This is a genomic window from Rhodococcus marinonascens NBRC 14363, from assembly GCF_001894885.1.
In the GTDB taxonomy this organism is placed as follows: Bacteria; Actinomycetota; Actinomycetes; order Mycobacteriales; family Mycobacteriaceae; genus Rhodococcus_F; species Rhodococcus_F marinonascens.
Genome location: NZ_BCXB01000018.1, coordinates 54643 through 74666, shown reverse-complemented (window position 1 = coordinate 74666; position 20024 = coordinate 54643). Strand labels below are relative to the sequence as shown.

The window sequence follows — 20024 nt, the reverse complement described above, 5'->3', positions numbered from 1 at the left end:
GACGCTATGACACCGCCGAGTGTTACTCTCCGCGAATGCCGGGGGCGATAAGGCCGACTTCCAGGGTGCATGTCCGCACGAGTTCCCTTAATCTCGAACATATTCCGAAGGTAGAGTAATCCGGTGGCAGATTTCGGAAAGTTTGCAGAGTCGCTGATGAGCGCACTGCGGCCGAACCTGTCCGAACAGACACTCGATGGTGTCGATTCGATGCTCGACAATGGTGAAATCAACCAGGCCGTCATTCGAGCCATCGCCGGCGCCGCGCAGGAACAGCTGAGCCTCCCGCCCGCACCACATGCCGAAGTTCGCCGACGGATCGAGGAGGGTGTGTCTTTCCGTCCGAAGGACGCGAACCTGCTCCGACACTATTTCCCGTCGATCCAGCAGGTGCCAGCCGTCTAGACGCGCAGGCGCTCCCGGCGCAGTTGCTCGACCTCGGGGAGGTCGAGGGAGGCAAGTTCATCGACACCAAGGGCCTGTTTCAACAGCAGGTCGGCGAGTTCGGGGTTCCGGGCGAGCGCAGGTCCGTGCATGTACGTGCCGATCACGGAACCCTGGACGACGCCTTCGAGTCCGTCCCCGACACCGTTCCCGACACCGTGCGTGACCCGGGCGAGGCCGCGAGCATCGGCGCCGAGTGTGGTTCCACCGCGATGGTTTTCGAATCCCGACAGCGGTTGCGTCAACCCGCCGGTCTGCGGGGCCGTGACCACCTCACCGATGGAGCGGGTGGCCTGCGGCGCCGTCGTGACGTCGAGCATCGACACGCCCGCGACGCGCTCGCCGTTCGACGTCTCGTACCAGTTACCGAGCACCTGGATGGCGGCGCAGATCGCGAGCACGGGCGCGCCGCGTTCGGCGGCCCTCTGCAGTCCGGGGTAGCGGCTGAGGTGCCTGGTGGCGAGCCGCTGCGCCGAGTCCTCGGCACCGCCGAGGGTGTAGGCGTCGAGGGTCTCCGGGACGGGGTCGTTCAGTGTGATCTCGACGATCTCCGCTTTGTATCCGCGCATGCGGAGGCGTTGCCGGAGGATGAGGGCGTTGCCGCCGTCGCCGTAGGTGCCCATCACGTCTGGGAGCACCAGGCCGATACGTAGGGTCGAGTCAGGCATTGTGCACCTCCTTGGCGATGGCGGTGTTCAGGTCGCGGAAGGCGGTGTAGTTGGCGAGCACTTCGACACGTCCTGGCGGGCATGATGCAATGGCCCGCAGCGGGTTCGGATCGAGGGTGTGCTCGACCCCGGCGTAGGTCAGCCGCACGGCGAGATCGGTGCCCCGTTCACCGGCGACCACCACCTTGACACCTTCGAAGTGCTCGAACCGGACGTCCCACAGCCATGAGAGGTCTTCGCCGTCCGGGACCTGACCATTGACGGCGATCACCAGTCCGTCGACGGTGGGGTCGATCATCGACAGTGCCTCCTGCCAGCCGGCCGGATTCTTCGCGAGCAGCATGTGCACGGAGTGCGGCCCGACCTCCACCGTGCTGTAGCGACCCGCGACTTCCTGGACGGTTGCGGCCGCTGCCACGGCGTCCTCGGCCTTCGCGCCCATCGCGACGGCTGCCGCGACGGCCTGAGCCGCGTTGCCGCGGTTCGCGCGCCCGGGTAGCGCCAGCGTCATGCGGAGCTTCAACCCGTTCGGGTCGTACAGGTTCTCCTCGTCGAGCCACCAATCGGGGGTTGGGCGGGCGAAGTCGGATCCCGTACTGCGCCAGTGCGAGCCCTCCCAAACGATTGGTTCGCCGGTGCGAGGGCAACTGGCGGCGTCGCCGGCCCAGCCGGCGCCCGCCGCGACCCACACGACGTTGGCTGCGTCGTAAGCCACCGACGTCACGAGGACGTCGTCGCAGTTGGCGATCACGACCGCGCCCGGGTGCGCGGCGACGCAAGCGCGGAGCTTGCGTTCGATCATGTTGATCTCGCCGACCCGGTCGAGTTGGTCGCGGCTGAGGTTGAGCAGCACCAGCACTTCGGGGTCGACGGCGTCGCAGACGTGCGGGACGTGGAGTTCGTCGACCTCGAGCGCGGCGAGGGGGGCATGGACGCGATTGCTGAGCGCCGCGACGATTCCTGCGTCCATGTTGGCACCGTCGGCCTGGGTTGCGACTTCGCCGAGTGTCGAGAGGGCTGCCGCAGTCATCCTGGTGGTGGTGGACTTGCCGTTAGTGCCGGTGATCACCGCGGTGCGGCGGCCTCGACCGAGCTGATCCAACAGTGTCGGGTCGATCTTCAAGGCGATCAATCCGCCGATCATCGAACCCTTGCCGCGTCCGGCCCTCTGCGACGCCCAGGAGGCGGCCGCCGCTGCGCGCAGGGCGAGCTTGCCACGCGTTGTGATCGAAGTTCGAGTGCTCACTCTGCGAGTTTTTCACAGGGTCTGGTCAGACGCCGACTCGCGTAGGAGCAGGTGAGTCCGAAGGTGTGCTCGGACGTACTCTGCCGATCATCTGAGTGGCGGCGGCTCCGGCGATGACGATGGCCCCGCCGATAAGTGACAGCGCACTGGGCTCCTCGTGCAGCACCACCCAGGACGCACTGATTCCGACGACGGGGACCAACAGTGAGAAGGGCGCCACAATGCCCGCCGGGTACCGGCTCAGCAGCGAAGTCCAGAGCCCGGAGCCGGCGATGGTGCCGAAGATCACGAGGTAGGAGAGCCCGAGAAGAGCCAACGGGCCGTCGCCGTCCAGCGACGACGCCAGCGAGTCCCAGCCGGTGGTGGGCCCCTCGACCGTGAACGACACCGCCAGCATCGGCAGCGGTGGGACAACGCACATCCACAGCATCAGGCGCATCGGTTGGTCCGAGGCGGCCTTGCGGCTCCCGAGGTTGCCCAGCGCCCACGACAGACCGGCGAGCAGCGTCAGCGCCACCGGCAGTAGCGCGGCGTTCTGGGCGCGGTCCCAGCCGATGAGGACCATGCCGGACACCGCCACCAGCAGCCCGCAAACCTGCGTCGGCCGCAGCCGCTCGCGTAGCAGGATCGCGCCGAGGACCACGGTGAACGGCGCCGACGACTGCAGCACCAGCGACGCCAGTCCGGTGGGCATCCCGGCGTCCATGGCCCAGAAGAGGAAGGCGAACTGGCCGAAACCGAACCCGAGGCCGTAGACCAGCAGCCATTTCACGGGAACCTGCGGGCGGGGAACGAACAGGAGCACCGGGATCGCGATGACGGAGAACCGCAGCGCCGCGAAGAAGAACGGGGGGAAATGGTCGAGGCCCGCCCGAATAGCCAGAAAGTTCAGTCCCCACAGGACGACCACAGTGAGCGCGAGCAGGCGGTCGCGGGAAGTCATGCCGATTATCCTGGAGGACGCTAAACCTTCAAGTCAAGCGAAACAAAGTGCACTATCAATGTAGTTTTGCTACATGGACGTCAATCGTTTGCGTGTCTTGCGCGAGCTGGCGGACCGCGGGACGGTGGCTGCGACCGCACAGGCGTTGTCGATGACGTCGTCGGCGGTGTCTCAGCAGCTCAAAATCCTGTCGCGGGAAGCCGGTGTGACGCTGCTCGAACCCGACGGACGGTGCCTGCGCCTCACCAACGCCGGACAGGCTCTCGTGGTCCGCGCCGACGACGTGGTGGCGGCTCTCGACCGCGCTTCGGCGGAGATGGAGGCCTACCGCGGATCGCCGCGCGGGCGGGTACGCGTCGCGATGTTCCCGTCCGGCGCCGCCCTCCTGCTCCCCGCGCTCCTGGACGCGCTCGCGGGCAGTGGTGTCGACGTGCAGGCACGCGACGAGGACCTGCCGGCATCCGCGGTGCCCGAACTGCTTGCCGACTACGACGTGGTCCTGACGCATCGTGACGAGCGTGCCCCAGACACATCCTCGCCGCGCGTCAAAGCCGAACCGCTGATGCGCGAACCCATCGACCTGATCCTTCCGCCCGGCCACCCGCTGGCCGGACAGGACTTCGTGCGCGCGGAACAGTTGGCCGATGAGAGTTGGATCAGCGTGCGTGGCGGGTTTCCCGTTGACGACGTCCTACTCTCGGTCGCCGCCGCGACCGGCGTGCAGCCGCGGGTGACCATGCGCATCAACGACTTCCACGTCATCGAGGAAGTCGTTGCGGGCGGGCACGGCATCGCGCTGCTGGCGCGTCACGCAATCACCAGTCCTCGCGTGGTTCGCCTGCCACTCGCCGGCGTCCGCGCCGCTCGCATCTACGAGTTGGCCCACAGACCCGCCGCCGACCGCGTACCCGCGGTGGCTACGGTGCTGCAGGCGTTCCGGGATGTCGCGGGGCTGATCGAGGATTGAACCTCAGCTCAGTGCTCTGGACTTCAGCGTCTGGTATTCACCTTCGGTGATGGCGCCGGCGTCCAACAGTGCCTTCGCATCGGCGATCTCTTCTGCGGAAGATTTGCCTGCCACGGAACGGATGTAGCTATCCTGTGCCCGTTTGGCGTCCTGGGCAGAGGCCATCGACCGTTGGGCCATCCCGTCGCTCTTGACTATGAGGTACACCAGTGCGGTCAGCAGTGGGATGACGAACAGGAAGAAGATCCAGATGGCCTTTGCCCATCCCGACGTCTTATGGTCGCGAAAGAGGTCGGTGATGATGGAGAACAGCAAGATCAGATAGGCCACGAAGGCGAACGCGACGATCATCAACCAGAGGAAGTCCCAGAACGAGTCCATTACAGCGCTCCATTTCACAGTCGAAGTGAGTCTGCGCTGACTATCGCACCAGGCGGTGGGGTTCGCGTCATCCGAAACAGGTGAAAAGTGTTCGGCGCTTGAACTCCACGCCAACGGCCACGGCACTCGAAGGTGTCGCGGCCGCTGATATGGGGAGGTTGTCGGGCTACTGCGTCGACTCGACCGCCCGGCGCATTCCGCGCTCGACCGCACCGATGATGTAAGGCCGTAACTGCGCGGCGGGGATCACCGCGTCGACGGAGCCGACCCGCTGCGCACGCTGGATGTTGTGTACGGCCTCGAACTCGGTCGCGACCTCGCCGAGTTTCTCGTTCCGCACCGTCGCCTGCTGAGTTGCGAGCTCGACCCGCAGGTGAGCCTGCTGGGCGTCATTCTGCGCGTTCGCCAGATCGGTCTCGAGCTGCCGGATCGACGGGTCGGCGGCCACGCGTGAATTGACCTCACGGGTGAACACAACGGCCGCCGCGGGGGCACCGCCGAGGACCGAGGCGAACGACCCTTCGACCGCCAGTACCTCCATGTTGTCGTTGAGCGCTCCGGAGAACACGACGAAGGCGCCACCGTGGTAGCGGGAGACGACACAGAACACGATCGGCCCATCGAAATTGACTACAGCACGACCGATCTCGGCGCCATATTCGAGCTGGATGTGTCGCAGGGAGTCAGGGGAACCGTCGAAGCCGGACAGGTTCGCCAGGACCACGAGCGGACGGTTGCCGCTGGCAGCATTGATCGCCCGGGCAGTCTTCTTGGACGACTGCGGGAAGAGTGTTCCCGCAGTCCACTGGTCAGGGCCGTTGGTAGGCGACCATCCCTTGCGGGCGATTGCCCGCGATTCGATGCCGATGACACTGACCGGGTAGCCGCCCAGGTGGGCGTCGAACACGACCGAAGTGTCGGCGTCCGCCATGTCGGCCCACCGCTCCAACACCGTGTGGTCCTGGTCGACGACTGAGCGCATCACCGTGCGAATGTCGAACGGCTTCTTGCGTTCCGGGTTCGTCTCCGCGGAGAAGATGTCGCCTACGGTGGCGAAGTCACTGGACGGGTGGGTGTGCGGGAATGTCCGCACGTCTCGCCCGATCGGGTCGCTGGTGGGCGCCCGACGCGGGAAGCGCTCCCCGGCAACGACATATGCGTGGTCGTAATGAGCGAACAGAATTTCGCACGCGGCGAGCAGGTTGGGTGCCCAATATTGCGCCTGCCCGTTGGGGCCCATCACGCGGTCGTATCCACCGATGCCGAAGTTGTCTTCGGCTGAGACTCCACCCGAGTAGTCCAGTGAGTTCTTGCCGGTGAGCACCATTGCACTGTCGGGCGTCATCACGAGAATGCCCTTGGTGTGCATCAGCATCGTGGCCTCAGCGTTCCAGTAGGGCTGCGCGCCGACATTGATGCCGGCCACGATCACGTTGACCTCGCCACCGTTCTGCGTGAACGTGATGAGGCGGCGTAGGCCGCGCGACACCCAATCCATGTTCTCGGTGCCGCTCTCCATGGAGATCGTCGCTCCGGAGGACAGTGCGAACCATTCGACAGGCACGCCCATCTTCTCGGCCAGGTCGACACCGGCGACGAGGCGGGCGCACTCGGCTTCGGCGACGGTGCCAAGGGCCTTTGTCGGATCACCGAAGAGCGCAACGCGGGCCATTCCCTCCGGGTGTAGTTCGGTGCGGGCGGTGACTACACCGACCACGAGGCCCGCGCGGTTGCGGCCGTACGGCCGATCGACCGGAACCAACTGCCCCGACTCGTCCAGGTCGTGCTCGACGAAGCTGCCGTGGCGACCGGTGAGCGACGGGATCAGCTCATACGGGTACACAGTGCCGCGGGCACGCGAGCTGCGAACCTTCTGCGAGTACTCGTCGAGCGGCTGCAGCGGCTCGGTCGGCGGGTCGGTGATACTTATGGCCACACCGCTGCCGGGGCGGTAGGAGAAACGCAGAGCCTTCTCCTTCGAAGCCGTTCCCGGTTCGCCCTGCAGTCGGGCGATCACAGTGACCTCTTCCAGTCTCGCGCCCGCTGTCAGCGGTGCGGCGACGCGGGCGAACGCCTGAAGATCTTCGAGCGGAACGTCGATGTTAGGCCACACGTACAGCACGACCCGGTTGGCGTCGAGTTTGTGCTTGCCGCCCCGGGTGGACTGCGCCCGGCGGATGCCGTCGAGGCAAGATTGCAGGACACGTTCCGCGGCGGGGACGCCGATGACCCGGCCGAACTCGTCCCGGATGGTCGTGATGTCGCGGAGCTCGGCGAGCGCGATGAGGCGTTCGTCGGTGGGATTGTCGCGCGATACCAGGTTGAACAGGAAGGTGTGGGCGACGGCGGGGAGCCGGGTGCCCTCGAAGTTCTTCAGGCGCCACAAGTCGAACCGCTGGCCGGTGAGCGGATGCATGTCTCGGATCAGTATCTCTTCCACCAAGACACCGGAATTCGGGCGGAACGTGAACGTGCGGACGTCTACGTCGGTGCCGCCGAAGGCGGACACCGTCACGCGGCGGCAGGTGGTGGCCAAGGGCAGCGCCGACAGCACCGTACCGAGGTCGTCGGACATGGTGTCCGGGTCCGCCGGCGGCTCGGACCACGACAGGTAGAGGTCGAGAACGAGGTTCTCGGAATTCGCCTCGGCGACTTCCGAGATGTCCTCCAGCGCACCGGGCAGTTCATCGTAGTCCGCGACGGCCGAGACGAGGCGTCGTCGCTCCCCGCGCATTTCGAAGTTGCCGGTGACGAAGCGCCGTCCGTCGCGGTCGAAGGACCTGATGTCTTCGAGTGTGTGGATGTCGTAGTACCGACGGGTCACGACCTCGAGTAGCGGTCCCACGGTGGCGCTCTTGCGGGCGATCCGCTGCCCGAGGAGCTCGGTCAGCGACTGCGGGGTGGCGATCAGAGCCTCGAGACGCTCCTGGTAGTCGTCGGCGTCAGGGCGTTCGGCCAGGTATTCGATGCTGCCGCGAACTCTGTCGTAGACCTGATCGCGTGCCTTGCGGATCTGAGGTTCGTCGAAGAACCGGAACCGCACGTTGCGGGCCACGTTGCCGATCACCGGATAGCGGACCTGGGTGGCGATGACCAGGCGGTCCAGGACCTCTCCGAGACCGCTGGGTGCGCGGCCGGGAGCGGCATCGGCGAGCCACCGATCGAGCAGTGCGGCGATGACGGGAACCTGGTTGTCCATTCGCTGCTGTGCGAGGAACAGGCGATAGACCGCCTCCTCGAGTTCGGTGGTGCGCTCGAGGTCGGTGACATCGTAGTGGCGCAGCGCCCTCGAAAGCCGGGTCTGGAACGATTCCGGCAGGCCTTCGAGTTCGACGTCGAGGGTGTGGAGGTAGGTGTGGAAGTGTTCGCGCGGGCTGTGCACGCGCTCGACCGCATCCTCCTCGGCCGCTGTGGGGCGGTTACGGCCGATTTCGCAGACGTCCGCGAACGTGTTCAGCAAAGCGAGTTCCGCCGCCACCAACTCCGGATCTCCGGCGAAGTCCGCGCACAGCCTGTCGTACTCGGCGAGGAGCACACCGGCTCGCTTGGCGCTGACGTCGTATCCGGTCAGCAGCGCACCGAGCGCGTCGAGCTGCCCGAGTGCGTCCGCTCGGGTGTCACCGTGCGGGGCGGGGGTACCGACGTCGAATTGGACCCGCGGTGACTGCTGCGCGGCCGACTCCTCGGAGCTTTCCTCGACACGAAGCAGCGCCGTTCCGGCATCCACCTGCGAGTTGACCATGGCGAGAACTTCGCGCACCCGACCTGCGACGGGAGCGCGGACAGCGGTCTCCATCTTCATGCTTTCGAGGACGACCAGTGTGGCGCCGGCCTCGACTTCGTCGCCGACAGACACCGGCACAGCGACCACGACGGCAGGTGCCGGAGCCCGCACGACGCCGGCCTCGTCCTGGCTGATTTGGTGGCTGATGCCGTCGACCTCGACGAGGTACTGGGCGCGACCGGCGACGGAGACGACGTGGTGGCGGCGGTCGCCGATCACCAGACGACTCTCGAACTCGCTCAGACGGTCGACCTCGACCTCGGTCTCGGGGGCGTCCCCATCGACGCGGTACCGGTGGGCGCCGACCTGCGTGACCGCGAGGCTGTAGCCCTGGCCCTGATAGCTGAGCTCGATCTTGCGGCCGATGGCGTGTCCGGCGCGAGGGCGTCCACCGCGAGCGGAAGACAGGAACGCCTGACGCTCGATCTTCTCCTCGGCGTCGTAGGCCTCGACGGCGGCCGCTATCAGCGCCGCGCCTGCGGTTCGGGCCGGAATGTTCGACACGCCGGCGCCGGTACGGTCCAGCCAACCAGTGTCCGCTGACGCCGAGATGACTTCATCGCGATCGAGCAGATCCAGCAGAAACGACTTGGTCGTGGTGCCACCGCGCAGCACGACGGTGGTCTCACGCAGAGCGGTGCGCAGGCGGGCAAGCGCTTCGGATCGGTCGCGGCCCCAGGCGATGACCTTGGCGACCATCGAGTCGTAGTCGGGCGGGATGACGTCACCCTGAGTGATGCCGGTGTCGACGCGCAAGCCGCTACCGAGCGGAAACTTGAGTAGCTGCACGGCTCCGGGAGCCGGAGCGAAGCCGTTGGCGGCGTCCTCGGCGTTCAGCCGGGCCTCGATGGCGTGACCGAACTCGGTGGGGCAGTCGCCGACGAGCGGTTCACCGCTGGCGACGAGGATCTGCAGCTTCACCAGGTCGATGCCCGTGGTGGCCTCGGTGATGGGGTGCTCCACCTGTAGGCGGGTGTTGACCTCGAGGAACGTGAACGTCTTCTGTTCGGGCTGGTACAGGTATTCCACCGTGCCGGCGCCGCGGTAACCGGCCGCGCGCACGAGTTCGCGCGACACCGCGCGCAAGTGGTTCGACTGTTCGGTGGTGAGGTGCGGTGAGCTGGACTCCTCGATGACCTTCTGATTCTTACGCTGGATGGAGCAGTCGCGCACACCTGGAGCCCAGACGTTGCCGAAGTTGTCGGCGATCACCTGTACCTCGACGTGGCGTGCGTCGGTGACCAGTCGCTCAATGAACACGACAGGGTCGCCGAAGGACCGCTGAGCCTCTCCCTGGGTGCGCTCGAGTGCGAGTTCGAGTTCGTCCTCGGACCACACCTTGCGGATGCCTCGACCGCCGCCGCCGCTTCTGGCCTTGATGATGAGTGGGTAGCCGATGGCGTTGGCGTGACGCCGGGCGTCGGCGCGAGTGGCCACTGGTCCGCCGCTCCACGGAGCGACCGGAACGTCCACTTTCTCGGCGAGGAGCTTGGCCTCCACTTTGTCGCCCAGCAGGCGCATGGACTCGGCGGGTGGGCCGATGAAGGTAATGCCCAGTTGTTCGCAGACCTGGACGAACGCGGGATCTTCGGCGACGAAGCCCCAGCCCACCCACACTGCGTCGGCTTTGCTCTCGCGCAGGGCGCGGGCCAACTCGGCGTGGTCGAGGTAGGGAGATCCGGTCTTGACTGTGTGCAAGCACACACCTTCGTCGGCTCGCCGGACGAACATCGCGCGACGCTCCGCTTCGGTGTGGAGGGCGATCGTCCGGATGCCGTAGTTGTGCTCGGCATTGAGTTCGCGCACCGCACGAATCAGGCGGACCGCGGCCTCGCCGCGGTTGACTATCGCTATTCGCTTGAACATCTCTTGTCGCTCCGTTTCCATAAAACTCTTTGCCCCTGAGTGTTTCGATGGCCAAGACCATGTCCGCCCAGGATCGGGTGCTGCCCTCGTCGGCACGTGTACCACTACACAACTCACTCGACTGCCAAGGAGGCGCCCCGAATGTGATCGTCGGTTTCTGCGTTCCTGCAGGACCGATTCTCAGAAAGTGCGAGCATAACGTCGAAAATCTGTACCCGCGCGTAACTTCTCCCGCACGTAACTTCTCGGGCGCGGATTCCCTTTTCGAATGATCCGGCCGAATTCTGTCGGTCGGCGCACCTTCCGGATGCTATTGGCAACCTGTTGTCACAGAGCCGGTTTCGTCCGAACTTCGAGATACTTTAGAATCGGCGAACTTTCTCGTGCAAGTTCTCGAGCTTCTCCTATGTGCGGGAGGCCGAATCGCTTGCTCGACACGACGCTGCCGCAGGTGCGCGTGGTGCACGCCTGCGGCAGCGAGGGTGATGCGGGGGGTCAGTACGCCCGGTTGACCGCCGAGACGACGGCGCGCAAGGAGGCGGTGGTGATCGAGGTCGCGATGCCCACGCCCCACACCACGTTGGTGCGGCCATCGGGAAGCGTGACCGCGGACTCGACGTAGGCGGCCGCCCGGGCGTCGTCACCGGCAGACATGGCGTGCTCGGAGTAGTCGAGCACGCGCACGTCGAAGTCGATCGTGCCGAGCGCGTCGACGAACGCGGCGAGCGGACCGTTGCCGCTGCCCGAGATCTCGGCCTCTTTGCCGTCGACCTTCACGGTTGCGGTGATGGAGTCGGTGCCGCCGTCGGTCTCCGATGCCGTGACCTTCTGCTTCATCCGCTCGAGAGGCGTAATCGGGGCCAGGTACTCCTCCGAGAAGACATCCCAAATCTCCTTCGGCGACACCTCGCCGCCCTCTCCTTCGGTGATGCGCTGTACGGCCTGCGAGAACTCGACCTGCAGGCGCCGAGGCAGAGCCAGCCCGTGATCGGCCTTCATGATGTATGCCACGCCGCCCTTGCCTGACTGCGAGTTGACGCGAATGACGGCCTCGTACGTGCGGCCCACATCCTTGGGGTCGATCGGCAGGTACGGGACCGCCCACAGGATGTTGTCGACGTCGGCGTCCTGCGAGTCGGCGTCGAACTTCATGGCGTCGAGGCCCTTGTTGATCGCATCCTGGTGGCTGCCGGAGAACGCTGTGTAGACCAGGTCGCCGCCATAGGGGTGGCGCTCGTGGACGGGCAGCTGGTTGCAGTACTCGACGGTGCGGCGGATCTCGTCAATGTTCGAGAAGTCGATCTGCGGGTCGACCCCGCGGGTGAACATGTTGAGTCCGAGGGTCACCAGGCAGACGTTGCCGGTGCGCTCACCATTGCCGAACAGGCAGCCCTCGATGCGGTCCGCACCGGCCTGGTAGCCCAACTCTGCGGCGGCCACACCGGTGCCGCGGTCGTTGTGCGGGTGCAGCGACAGGATGACCGAGTCGCGGCGGGCCAGGTTGCGGTGCATCCACTCGATCGAGTCGGCGTACACGTTGGGCGTCGCCATCTCGACCGTGGCGGGCAGGTTCAGGATCACCGGGTTCTCAGGGGTGGCCTGCAGCACCTCGGTGACGGCGTCGCACACCTCCTTGGCGTATTCGAGTTCCGTGCCGGTGTACGACTCGGGGGAGTACTCCCAGCGCCACTGCGTGTCGGGGTACTTTTTCGCCTCTTCGAGGGCGAGGGTTGCCGCGTCGGTCGCGATCTTCGTGATGACGTCGCGCTCGGCCTTGAACACCACCCTCCGCTGCAGGATGGATGTGGAGTTGTAGAAGTGGACGATCGCCTTGTTCGCGCCCTCGCAGGCCTCGAACGTGCGCTTGATCAGTTCCGGACGGGACTGTGTGAGCACCTGGATGGTGACGTCGTCCGGGATCGCTCCATCTTCGATGATCTCGCGGACGAAGTCGAAGTCCGTCTGGCTGGCAGACGGGAAGCCGACCTCTATCTCCTTGTAGCCCATCCGTACCAGCAGTTCGAACATGCGGCGCTTGCGGGCGGGGCTCATCGGGTCGATCAGGGCCTGGTTGCCGTCACGGAGATCGACGGCACACCACTGCGGGGCGCGGTCGATGACCTTGTCGGGCCATGAGCGGTCCGGCAGCGATACCGATTCCACTTCCTCGGCGAACGAGCGGTAGCGGAACGTCGGCATCGACGAATTCTTCTGGGTATTCCACACAGGCTGGTCGGAGGGGGCAGGTTTGGAAGGTGGCGTGATGGTGCGCGTTCCGGAGGTAAAGGCGTCAGCGGGGGACATGGGATTGATCTCCAAGTTCGAGGTGGACCGTGTAAGTCCAGCGACTGTGTCGACCGGCGCACAAAAAACCCCGCGACGGGAAGCCAGTCTGGATCAGACCCCGTCGCGGCAACCGAGGAGGAGTGCACGCTGCATACTCAGCACTGTACTCCGGGCGCAGCCGATCGGGCGTCAGGGTGCCAGATCCGAGGGGAGGGAACACGGATTGGACCGCAGGAAATCGGCGGTATCGCTACTGGCGGCCAGTCGAACGTGCCCATTCGGCAAACACCTGGAGCGTGACTGCAACGCCGCGGTCAACATCCTCAACTGCATGGCTTTCCCAGTATGAACCCGCCGCTTTCAAGTGGGGAAGGATCTCAATACTCTTATGGATGAACAGGACTGATATGGACGAACAGGTCGATGTTGCCCGGGCGTACCTGAATGCGTTGCTGAGCCACAACGGTAACTCGGTGCCGATCGAGCCAAGCGCAGTCCGCTACGAGGCCGGGCTGAAAACGGCGTTCTCCGGAAATCATCTGCGCCGAAGCCTCTCCGGCGGGCCCCAGTACCGGTTGATCCGGTTGATCCGGGACTGTGCGTGGTCAGTCGAAGGCGACGACGTCACCGCCGACTACCTCCTGGATGCCGGACTGTTCGGCCACACCCTCGTCACGGTCCGGGTGGTCGAGACGTTCCGGATCCCGCGGGGCGATCTGCGAATCCATCGCATCGACGCCAAGATCCGGCGCCCCTGAGTTCTTCTCGAACCGGTTGTGGTGAATGGTTGCCGGCGTCAGTCGAGCGTTTCGTGGGCCGCGGGGATGGATCCCAGGCGACCGGCTTGGAAGTCGTCGAATGCCTGCATCACCTCGGCCCTGGTGTTCATGACGAACGGTCCGGCCATCGCGACGGGTTCACGGATCGGCTTGCCGCCGAGGAAGAACACCTCGAGGGACTTGGTTCGCGAATCCTGGGTGTCGGTCGCTGCGACCGTGATGGTGTCGCCGCGCCCATAAACCGCCGTCTGACCCATGCGAATCGGCCTGCGCTCCGAACCGACGAGGCCCTCGCCGGCGAGGACGTAAGCCAGCGCGTTGAACTCGGGGTTCCACGGCAGCGTCACGCTTGCCCCGGGGGCGATCGTCGCGTGGACGAGGCTGATCGGCGTATAGGTCGAGCCCGGGCCGTGATGCCCGCCCACCTCGCCGGCGATGACGCGGATGAGGGCGCCACCGTCCGACGAAGACAGTAGGGCAACCTTCCGGCCGGTGATGTCTTGGTAGCGGGGCGCGGCCATCTTGTTCTCGCGCGGCAGGTTCACCCACAGCTGGACGCCATGGAACAGGCCGCCGCTCGTCACGAGGTGTTCCGGAGGGGTCTCGATGTGCAGGATGCCGCCACCCGCGGTCATCCACTGGGTATCGCCGCCACCGATCGTGCCACCACCGCCGCTGGAATCGCGGTGCTCCATGATGCCTTCGATCATGTAGGTGACGGTCTCGAAGCCGCGGTGCGGATGCCAGGGTGTGCCCTTGGGCTCACCAGGCGCGTAGTCGATTTCACCCATCTGATCCATGTGGATGAACGGGTCCAGCGCCGCCAGATCGATGCCGGCGAACGCGCGCCGAACGGGGAAGCCCTCGCCCTCGTATCCGACCGGGGCTGTGGTCAGCGAGCGGACCGAGCGGTCGACGGCGCCCGGAGTGGGTGCGTCGATGCGCGGCAAGGCAAGGATGTTGTCGACCGTCACGGCAGGCATTGGTGGCTCCTCATGTCATGTAATTGATTCTTCAACTACTTGAAGTCAACACTAGGTGTGGGGATTTATTCCCCGCCGCACGGCCTTGTCGGCATAGGGTGAACATGAGCCTCGCGGCAATCCGAAAGAGCCTCATGTCAGTTTCCCCGTCAGCGCCGAGTGAACTCGTCATCGTCACGAGGCTTCGTGCCGCTGGGTGCGTGTTCGCTGAGGACGAGGCGCAGTTGATCGTCTCCACAGCCCAGACGTCGGACGAACTCGCCACGATGGTGGATCGGCGCATCGCCGGCGTTCCCCTCGAACACGTCCTCGGTTGGGTCGAGTTCCGCGCACTCCGGGTGGAGGTCGATCCGGGCGTGTTCGTGCCCCGCCGCCGCACCGCGTTCCTGGTTGATCAGGCGGCCGCTCTCATCAGCCCGGAAGCTGTGGTCGTCGACCTGTGCTGCGGTTCGGGTGCGGTGGGGGCCGCGCTCGCATCGATATCGGACCGGATCGACTTGTACGCGGTCGACATCGACCCCGCAGCGGTCAGGTGCGCACGCCGCAACATCTCGGCCCCCGGCAGGGTGATCGAGGGCGACCTCTATGCGCCGTTACCTGGGAAGTTGCGCGGAAGCGTCGACGTACTGGTGGTCAACGCCCCCTACGTCCCCACGGGCGCGATCCGGTTGATGCCTCCGGAGGCCCGACTCCACGAACCGCGGGTGTCGCTCGACGGGGGCGTGGACGGCCTCGACATCCAACGGCGCGTGGCGTCCGCGGCACGGACGTGGCTGGCGCCTGGTGGTCACTTGCTGGTTGAGGCCAGCGAGCTGCAGGCGCACGAAACCGCGGCGGTGTTCGCGAGGGTAGGGCTGATCGCGCGGATCGAGCGATCGGACGAACTGGGCGCGACCGTCGTGGTGGCCACCAGCCCGGCGTAGGCACGCGAGGTGTGCCGCGTCCCTCTCGGCGAGGATGCGTTCATACATCGCTCCTTCTTCCAGTTGTCCCGCGGCTTACCTACTTCTGTAGTTGACTACCCCGCACTGATTTTCAGTGGGAGTGGGTGACTTTACTGCCGGCCCTTACATCGTCGGGCGAATGTCCGGACCGGCGACGGGGTCAGCCCAATTCGCGCGCAGACCCCGAAGCCGGGGCGGTATCTCGGTTGTCGCTACCGGTCGGTCCGAACGGTGCGACGAACCCGGCGAGCGGCTAGATAATCATCCAGTTCGTGTGAAAAGCCAAGTGTAAATGCCGGATTGGATTGTCTAGGAACTACCGAACGTCAACAAGGTGACGGCGCCGGCCGGGTGAGAGTGCCCCGCATCACGCGTGTTCGTCGAGCGGGGGTCACCTGATTGCCGGGCAGTTCGATGCCCGGGGCGCGATGCATGGCGACGATCGTTTCGGGGGGATGCAACATCGGATCAGACTGTTCCGCTGGGAGGAAAGGATGGCCCGGTGAAGAGAGGCTGGGACCGTCATGAATTCGGCGCGACCGCCGGAGAAAAGATCGCGACTGTCGGGGAAAAGTTATAGGGTGACGAACTCCTCGAACACCCCCATTCCGATCCGTAGGTGAGGCATCCCTATAGTGGATGCCGTGATTGTGTGCCTTCCGCCGGAACGGCGGAGTTGACTCGGAACTGGATTCTCGAGTTTGTTAGTGGTCGTTCGTCACGGTCTGAACCACCTTCCGGGTCGAGTGATTGAGAGGCGCCAGGAACGGGAATCCCACAATTTCGGGACGGCACCGTCGCCCGGGAACAAAACGCAGGATCGGCTCGTTGTCTAGCAATCGTGCCCAACAACAATGAAATTTCACCGAACTAACAAACCTGAGCCAACGGGAGGAAGTCATGGCAACCGACTACGACGCACCGCGGGTTACTGTCGACGACGAACTCGCCGCGGACTCGCTCGAAGAACTGAAGACACGGAGAAGCGAATCACAGTCGTCCGTCGTTGACGTCGAGGAGACCGACACGGCGGAGTCTTTCGAACTGCCCGGTGCAGACCTGTCCGGTGAAGAACTCACCATTCGCGTCGTGCCCAAGCAGGCGGACGAATTCACTTGCAGTAGTTGCTTTTTGGTACATCACAGGTCGCGTCTCGCGTCCGAACGGAGTGGGCAGTTGATCTGTCTCGATTGCGCATAGGCGATTCGCGTGGCTGACGTCAGCCGAACGTTCGGTCGTGCGGCCCCACTCGAGGCGGTCTTCCGCGTACCTGCGTGACTTCTCGAACACGACGGCTCGAGATCCCTGGACCGAACGGTGATTAGCCTCCTGACCAGGGAAGATACCGATCGGGTGGTGTTCGCTTCTCCTGGCTGTGACTGGCTGCGGAAAGCGTCACTTCTGCTCGAACTGCTGCCGCTTGTGATCGCCGAACGGTTCGTCTCGTTCCCTGACCGCTTCGCGGAATCCGACGGTGGACGATCGCAATTGGAATGCGTGGCCCTCCCTGGTGTGCCGGGCCATACCGTCGAAGACGGTGCTGACCATTGCCGAGGTGGTGACACCTTGTGCGAGCAGCGCACTGTTCAGCGCGAGCTTGACCATCATCAGCTGATTGATCGGCATCTGCGCTATCCGCTCGACGAGGTTCTCGGTGCGTTCGTCGAGTTGATCGAGTGGCGCAGACTCCACCGCCAGCCCCCACTCGGCCGCCTGCCGTCCGCTGATGCAGTCTCCCGTGAGAAGCAAGCGTTTGGCTCGCTGGTCGCCGAGGCGGTGCGCCCACATACCCGCCGCGGGCACACCCCACACTCGGGTCGGGGGATAGCCGATTTTCGTGTCGTCTGCGGTGATTATCTGGTCGCAGAACAGCGCGATATCGGTGCCGCCGGCTACACAGAAGCCGTGGATCTTTGCGACCGTCGGCTTGTTCGCGTGAAGCAGACTCGCGAAGCCGCGGTTGAATCGGCTCATCATGGCGTAGTCGACCATCGGATCCCAGTTGCCGCCTGGATCGTGATTGCGCGCCTGGACACTAGGGTCCAGCACCGTCCCGTCCGTCGCCCGTCCGTCGCCCGAACTCCCGCGGTTCTCGGCGAAGACATTCAGGTCGTATCCACCGCAGAACCCCTTCCCGCGTCCCGACAGCAGGATTACGTGGACCCGAGGGTCGAGGTCGGCCCGCTCGACGGCGTCGGCGATCTCGAAGGGGGTATCGGCGGTGATCGCGTTGCCGTGTTCCGGTCGATTGAAAGTGATCCGGGCGATGCGTCCGGTCACCTGGTAGGTGAGAGTCCGATACTCGGTGGCCGTTTTGTCGCGGTCCGGTGGCGGGCTTGCGAACAGGTAGTCTCCGCCCTCGCCCCAGCCTTCGCGCCATGCGGCGGGACGGGTGCCGGACTGGTTGTCGTAGTCGGTCATAATCCTACCTTCGGGGTGGCGCGGTCGATGATCACGCTGGTGTCGACGCCGGTCGGTAACGTCCCGAAGACGCTGCCCCAGTCCCCGGACAGTCGGCTGACGCAGAATGCATCCGCGACCGCCGGGTGTCCGTAGCGAATCAGGAGCGACCCCTGAAGGGCGAGTGCCATGTCGCCGACGATGCGTCGGGCCCGGTGCTCAAGGGTACCGAAGTCGCGGAAACTCGTCTTCAGATCCTCGACCGCGATGTCGAACCGGGAGTCGACGCCCGTGGCGGTGTCGAGTTCGTCGAAGAAGACCTGTAGCGACTCCGGCTGCTTCGCCACTGCACGCAGGGTGTCGAGCGCGGCGACGTTGCCGGAACCCTCCCATACCGACAGCAGTGGAGCCTCCCGGTACAGCCTCGGCATGCGCGACTCCTCCACGTACCCATTGCCGCCCAGGCATTCGAGGGCCTCGGCCGCGTGGATCGGCCCGCGTTTGCAGACGAAGTACTTGCTGACCGCCAGCGAGATGCGACGCAGCGTGATGGCGTGCTCGTCGCCCGCGGTCGCACGGTCGGTGAGCGCGGCCAGCCACATGGCGACGGTCGTGGATGCCTCTGACTCGACCGCGAGGTCGGCGAGCACGTTCCGCATCAACGGTTGATCGACCAGGTGGGCGCCGAATGCGCTGCGGTGGACGGCGTGGTGGGTTGCCTGCGCAGTGCCGGCAAGCATTCCGGTGGCCGAGCCTATGGTGCAATCCAGGCGGGTCATGTTGACCATTTCGATGATGGTGGGAACACCGCGCCCCTCCTCGCCGACGAGCCAGGCAACGGCGTCGTCATATTCGACTTCGCTGCTCGCGTTGGAACGGTTGCCGAGTTTGTCCTTGAGCCGCTGCAGATGCATTCGGTTTTGGGTGCCGTCCGGCAGGATGCGAGGCAGGAAGAAGCACGACAGTCCGCCCGGTGCCTGTGCGAGGACGAGGAAGATGTCGGACATCGGAGCCGAGGTGAACCATTTGTGCCCGGTCAGCAGGTAGCTGCCGTCGGATTGCGGAACGGCGCGGGTGGTGCCTGCGCGCACATCGGACCCGCCCTGCTTCTCGGTCATGGACATCCCGGCGATCAGACCGGACTTCGTCAGCGGGGGACGCAGCGTCGGATCGTAGACTCGGGCGGTCAACAGCGGCTCGTACTGTTCCGCCAGTTCACGGTTGTGCCGCAACGCGGGGACGACGGCGTAGGTCATCGAGATCGGACAGCTGTGGCCGGCGTCGACTCGGCCCCACACGGCCATCTTCGCAGCCCGCGCCAGATGCGCGTGCGGGCCCGGGTCGGCCCAGGGGGCGCCATGCAACCCCATCTCGACCGCCGCAGTCATCAGGTGGTGGTAGGCGGGATCGTATTCCACCTCGTCGATGCGGTGTCCGTAACGATCGTGGGTGCGCAGGATCGGAGGGTGGGCCTCGGAGAGGTCGCCCCAGCGCTGCGCCTCCTCGCTTCCCGCGAGCCGTCCGACCTCATGTAGTCCCTCGAGCGCGTCGTGTGCGCCTTCTCGTTGAAGCGCTTCGAGGAGGGGTGGGTAGTCGGCGGCGTCGAAGTTCGTCAGTGGAGGCACTTGGTTGAAGACCTCGTGTGTGGCAGTCATGTCGGGCTCCCGAGAGATCGAAGTGTGAAAGTGAGAAGAGCAGGGATGATCGTGGAGTCGGCGGATCCGCTGCTTGTGGAGTCGCCAACTCCGGTGCTTGTGGAGTCGCCGACTCCGCGGGCCAGGGGCAGGACGAGGGCCTCGCCGATGGCGCCGACGATGCAGGCTGCGGTCACCGAGGCGTCCTGTTCGGGGATCTCCCCGGACTCGACGGCTGCCGCGATCGCACCAGCGAATGCGTCACGGAACGATTCTCGGAACAGCAGGCGTTGGGTGTCGACCTGCGGGTCTACTGGTTCTACGAGTAGCGCGTACGCGAGTGTCGGTGCGCGCAGCGCACGTTCGGCGAAGGTGCTGACGGAAGCGGAGACCGCGGCTAGGTTGCGACCCTCGATGTTGCGTGCGGTATTGCCGGCTTCGACGGCGGCGCTTACCTCGCGACTGCAGACGATGCGGAAGACCTCCGTGAAGAGTTCACCCTTGTTCGTGAAGTGCCGGTAGACGGTGCCGGTGCCGACGCCGGCCGCTGCCGCGACGGCCGAGATCGAGCACCCGCCGTATCCATGGCGAGCGATCAGCTCGATCGCGGATTCGATCAGCGTGGTGCGAAGTGCGTCCAGTCGTTCCTGGACCGCGGGTGTGCGCCGGTAGGCCATATAAAGAAGTGAACATCGGTTC

15 protein-coding genes are annotated in these 20024 nt (G+C 65.3%); 5 read left to right on the top strand and 10 right to left on the bottom strand.

Going from position 1 to position 20024, the window contains the following annotated elements; genetic code table 11:
• Nucleotides 1-123 precede the first annotated feature (123 nt).
• Complete coding sequence (locus tag RM2_RS14285; protein ID WP_072690238.1) at nt 124-405, top strand: hypothetical protein; 282 nt, start codon at nt 124-126, stop codon at nt 403-405.
• On the opposite strand, the gene RM2_RS14280 is transcribed toward RM2_RS14285, so the two are convergent.
• From RM2_RS14280 to RM2_RS14270, 3 genes are read right to left on the bottom strand one after another with little or no spacing between them, the layout of a single operon-like run.
• A complete protein-coding gene (locus RM2_RS14280) occupies nt 402-1112 on the bottom strand; it encodes a type 1 glutamine amidotransferase (protein WP_072690237.1) in 711 nt (236 codons plus the stop codon). The two genes, RM2_RS14285 and RM2_RS14280, sit on opposite strands and share 4 nt — an antisense overlap.
• Entirely contained in the window at nt 1105-2358 is a 1254-nt protein-coding gene (locus RM2_RS14275; protein WP_072690236.1) for a Mur ligase family protein, read from the bottom strand. Before RM2_RS14275 ends, RM2_RS14280 begins: the two co-directional genes overlap by 8 nt.
• Before the next feature lie 25 nt (nt 2359-2383).
• The gene (locus RM2_RS14270; RefSeq protein WP_072690235.1) at nt 2384-3301 is read right to left on the bottom strand and encodes an EamA family transporter; all 918 of its coding nucleotides are present in this window, start codon (nt 3299-3301) and stop codon (nt 2384-2386) included.
• Between the two features lie 73 nt (nt 3302-3374).
• Here RM2_RS14270 and RM2_RS14265 point away from each other — a divergent pair, with 73 nt between their 5' ends.
• Nucleotides 3375-4268 carry a LysR family transcriptional regulator gene (locus tag RM2_RS14265; protein ID WP_072690234.1) on the top strand — a complete coding sequence of 298 codons (894 nt, stop codon included), beginning with the start codon at nt 3375-3377 and terminating at the stop codon, nt 4266-4268.
• A gap of 3 nt (nt 4269-4271) precedes the next feature.
• Here RM2_RS14265 and RM2_RS14260 read toward each other — a convergent pair whose 3' ends face one another.
• From RM2_RS14260 to leuA, 3 genes are all read right to left on the bottom strand, one after another.
• Nucleotides 4272-4649 carry a PLDc N-terminal domain-containing protein gene (locus RM2_RS14260; RefSeq protein WP_072690233.1) on the bottom strand — a complete coding sequence of 126 codons (378 nt, stop codon included), beginning with the start codon at nt 4647-4649 and terminating at the stop codon, nt 4272-4274.
• A 166-nt stretch (nt 4650-4815) separates the two neighbouring features.
• On the bottom strand, nt 4816-10299 hold the full coding sequence (locus RM2_RS14255; protein WP_072690243.1) for an ATP-binding protein: 5484 nt from the start codon (nt 10297-10299) through the stop codon (nt 4816-4818).
• Between the two features lie 495 nt (nt 10300-10794).
• Nucleotides 10795-12603 carry a 2-isopropylmalate synthase gene (leuA, locus tag RM2_RS14250; RefSeq protein WP_072690232.1) on the bottom strand — a complete coding sequence of 603 codons (1809 nt, stop codon included), beginning with the start codon at nt 12601-12603 and terminating at the stop codon, nt 10795-10797.
• 389 nt (nt 12604-12992) lie between these two features.
• Here leuA and RM2_RS14245 point away from each other — a divergent pair, with 389 nt between their 5' ends.
• The gene (locus tag RM2_RS14245) at nt 12993-13343 is read left to right on the top strand and encodes a DUF8021 domain-containing protein (RefSeq protein ID WP_072690231.1); all 351 of its coding nucleotides are present in this window, start codon (nt 12993-12995) and stop codon (nt 13341-13343) included.
• Nucleotides 13344-13381: 38 nt separating this feature from the next.
• Here RM2_RS14245 and RM2_RS14240 read toward each other — a convergent pair whose 3' ends face one another.
• The gene (locus tag RM2_RS14240) at nt 13382-14347 is read right to left on the bottom strand and encodes a pirin family protein (RefSeq protein ID WP_072690230.1); all 966 of its coding nucleotides are present in this window, start codon (nt 14345-14347) and stop codon (nt 13382-13384) included.
• A gap of 134 nt (nt 14348-14481) precedes the next feature.
• Between RM2_RS14240 and RM2_RS14235 the strand changes: the two genes are divergently transcribed.
• A complete protein-coding gene (locus tag RM2_RS14235; protein WP_072690229.1) occupies nt 14482-15270 on the top strand; it encodes a putative protein N(5)-glutamine methyltransferase in 789 nt (262 codons plus the stop codon).
• 921 nt (nt 15271-16191) lie between these two features.
• Nucleotides 16192-16491: a DUF4193 domain-containing protein gene (locus RM2_RS14230; protein ID WP_072690228.1), complete on the top strand. Its 300-nt coding sequence runs from the start codon at nt 16192-16194 to the stop codon at nt 16489-16491.
• A gap of 195 nt (nt 16492-16686) precedes the next feature.
• On the opposite strand, the gene RM2_RS14225 is transcribed toward RM2_RS14230, so the two are convergent.
• From RM2_RS14225 to RM2_RS14215, 3 genes are read right to left on the bottom strand one after another with little or no spacing between them, the layout of a single operon-like run.
• Nucleotides 16687-17712 (bottom strand): crotonase/enoyl-CoA hydratase family protein, encoded by a 1026-nt coding sequence (locus RM2_RS14225; RefSeq protein WP_072690227.1) that lies wholly within the window; start codon nt 17710-17712, stop codon nt 16687-16689.
• The gene (locus RM2_RS14220; RefSeq protein ID WP_072690226.1) at nt 17709-19346 is read right to left on the bottom strand and encodes an acyl-CoA dehydrogenase family protein; all 1638 of its coding nucleotides are present in this window, start codon (nt 19344-19346) and stop codon (nt 17709-17711) included. The genes RM2_RS14225 and RM2_RS14220 overlap by 4 nt, the downstream gene beginning before the upstream one ends.
• A complete protein-coding gene (locus RM2_RS14215) occupies nt 19343-20002 on the bottom strand; it encodes a TetR/AcrR family transcriptional regulator (protein WP_072690225.1) in 660 nt (219 codons plus the stop codon). The genes RM2_RS14220 and RM2_RS14215 overlap by 4 nt, the downstream gene beginning before the upstream one ends.
• Between the last annotated feature and the right edge of the window lie 22 nt (nt 20003-20024).

Bases quoted from the DNA above. Each gene is read 5' to 3' on its own strand.
- RM2_RS14280 (WP_072690237.1), bottom strand. From the start codon at position 1,112: ATGCCTGACTCGACCCTACGTATCGGCCTGGTGCTCCCAGACGTGATG.
- RM2_RS14270 (WP_072690235.1), bottom strand. From the start codon at position 3,301: ATGACTTCCCGCGACCGCCTGCTCGCGCTCACTGTGGTCGTCCTGTGG.
- RM2_RS14265 (WP_072690234.1), top strand. From the start codon at position 3,375: ATGGACGTCAATCGTTTGCGTGTCTTGCGCGAGCTGGCGGACCGCGGG.
- RM2_RS14260 (WP_072690233.1), bottom strand. From the start codon at position 4,649: ATGGACTCGTTCTGGGACTTCCTCTGGTTGATGATCGTCGCGTTCGCC.
- RM2_RS14255 (WP_072690243.1), bottom strand. From the start codon at position 10,299: ATGTTCAAGCGAATAGCGATAGTCAACCGCGGCGAGGCCGCGGTCCGC.
- leuA (WP_072690232.1), bottom strand. From the start codon at position 12,603: ATGTCCCCCGCTGACGCCTTTACCTCCGGAACGCGCACCATCACGCCA.
- RM2_RS14245 (WP_072690231.1), top strand. From the start codon at position 12,993: ATGGACGAACAGGTCGATGTTGCCCGGGCGTACCTGAATGCGTTGCTG.
- RM2_RS14240 (WP_072690230.1), bottom strand. From the start codon at position 14,347: ATGCCTGCCGTGACGGTCGACAACATCCTTGCCTTGCCGCGCATCGAC.
- RM2_RS14235 (WP_072690229.1), top strand. From the start codon at position 14,482: ATGTCAGTTTCCCCGTCAGCGCCGAGTGAACTCGTCATCGTCACGAGG.
- RM2_RS14230 (WP_072690228.1), top strand. From the start codon at position 16,192: ATGGCAACCGACTACGACGCACCGCGGGTTACTGTCGACGACGAACTC.
- RM2_RS14225 (WP_072690227.1), bottom strand. From the start codon at position 17,712: ATGACCGACTACGACAACCAGTCCGGCACCCGTCCCGCCGCATGGCGC.
- RM2_RS14220 (WP_072690226.1), bottom strand. From the start codon at position 19,346: ATGACTGCCACACACGAGGTCTTCAACCAAGTGCCTCCACTGACGAAC.
- RM2_RS14215 (WP_072690225.1), bottom strand. From the start codon at position 20,002: ATGGCCTACCGGCGCACACCCGCGGTCCAGGAACGACTGGACGCACTT.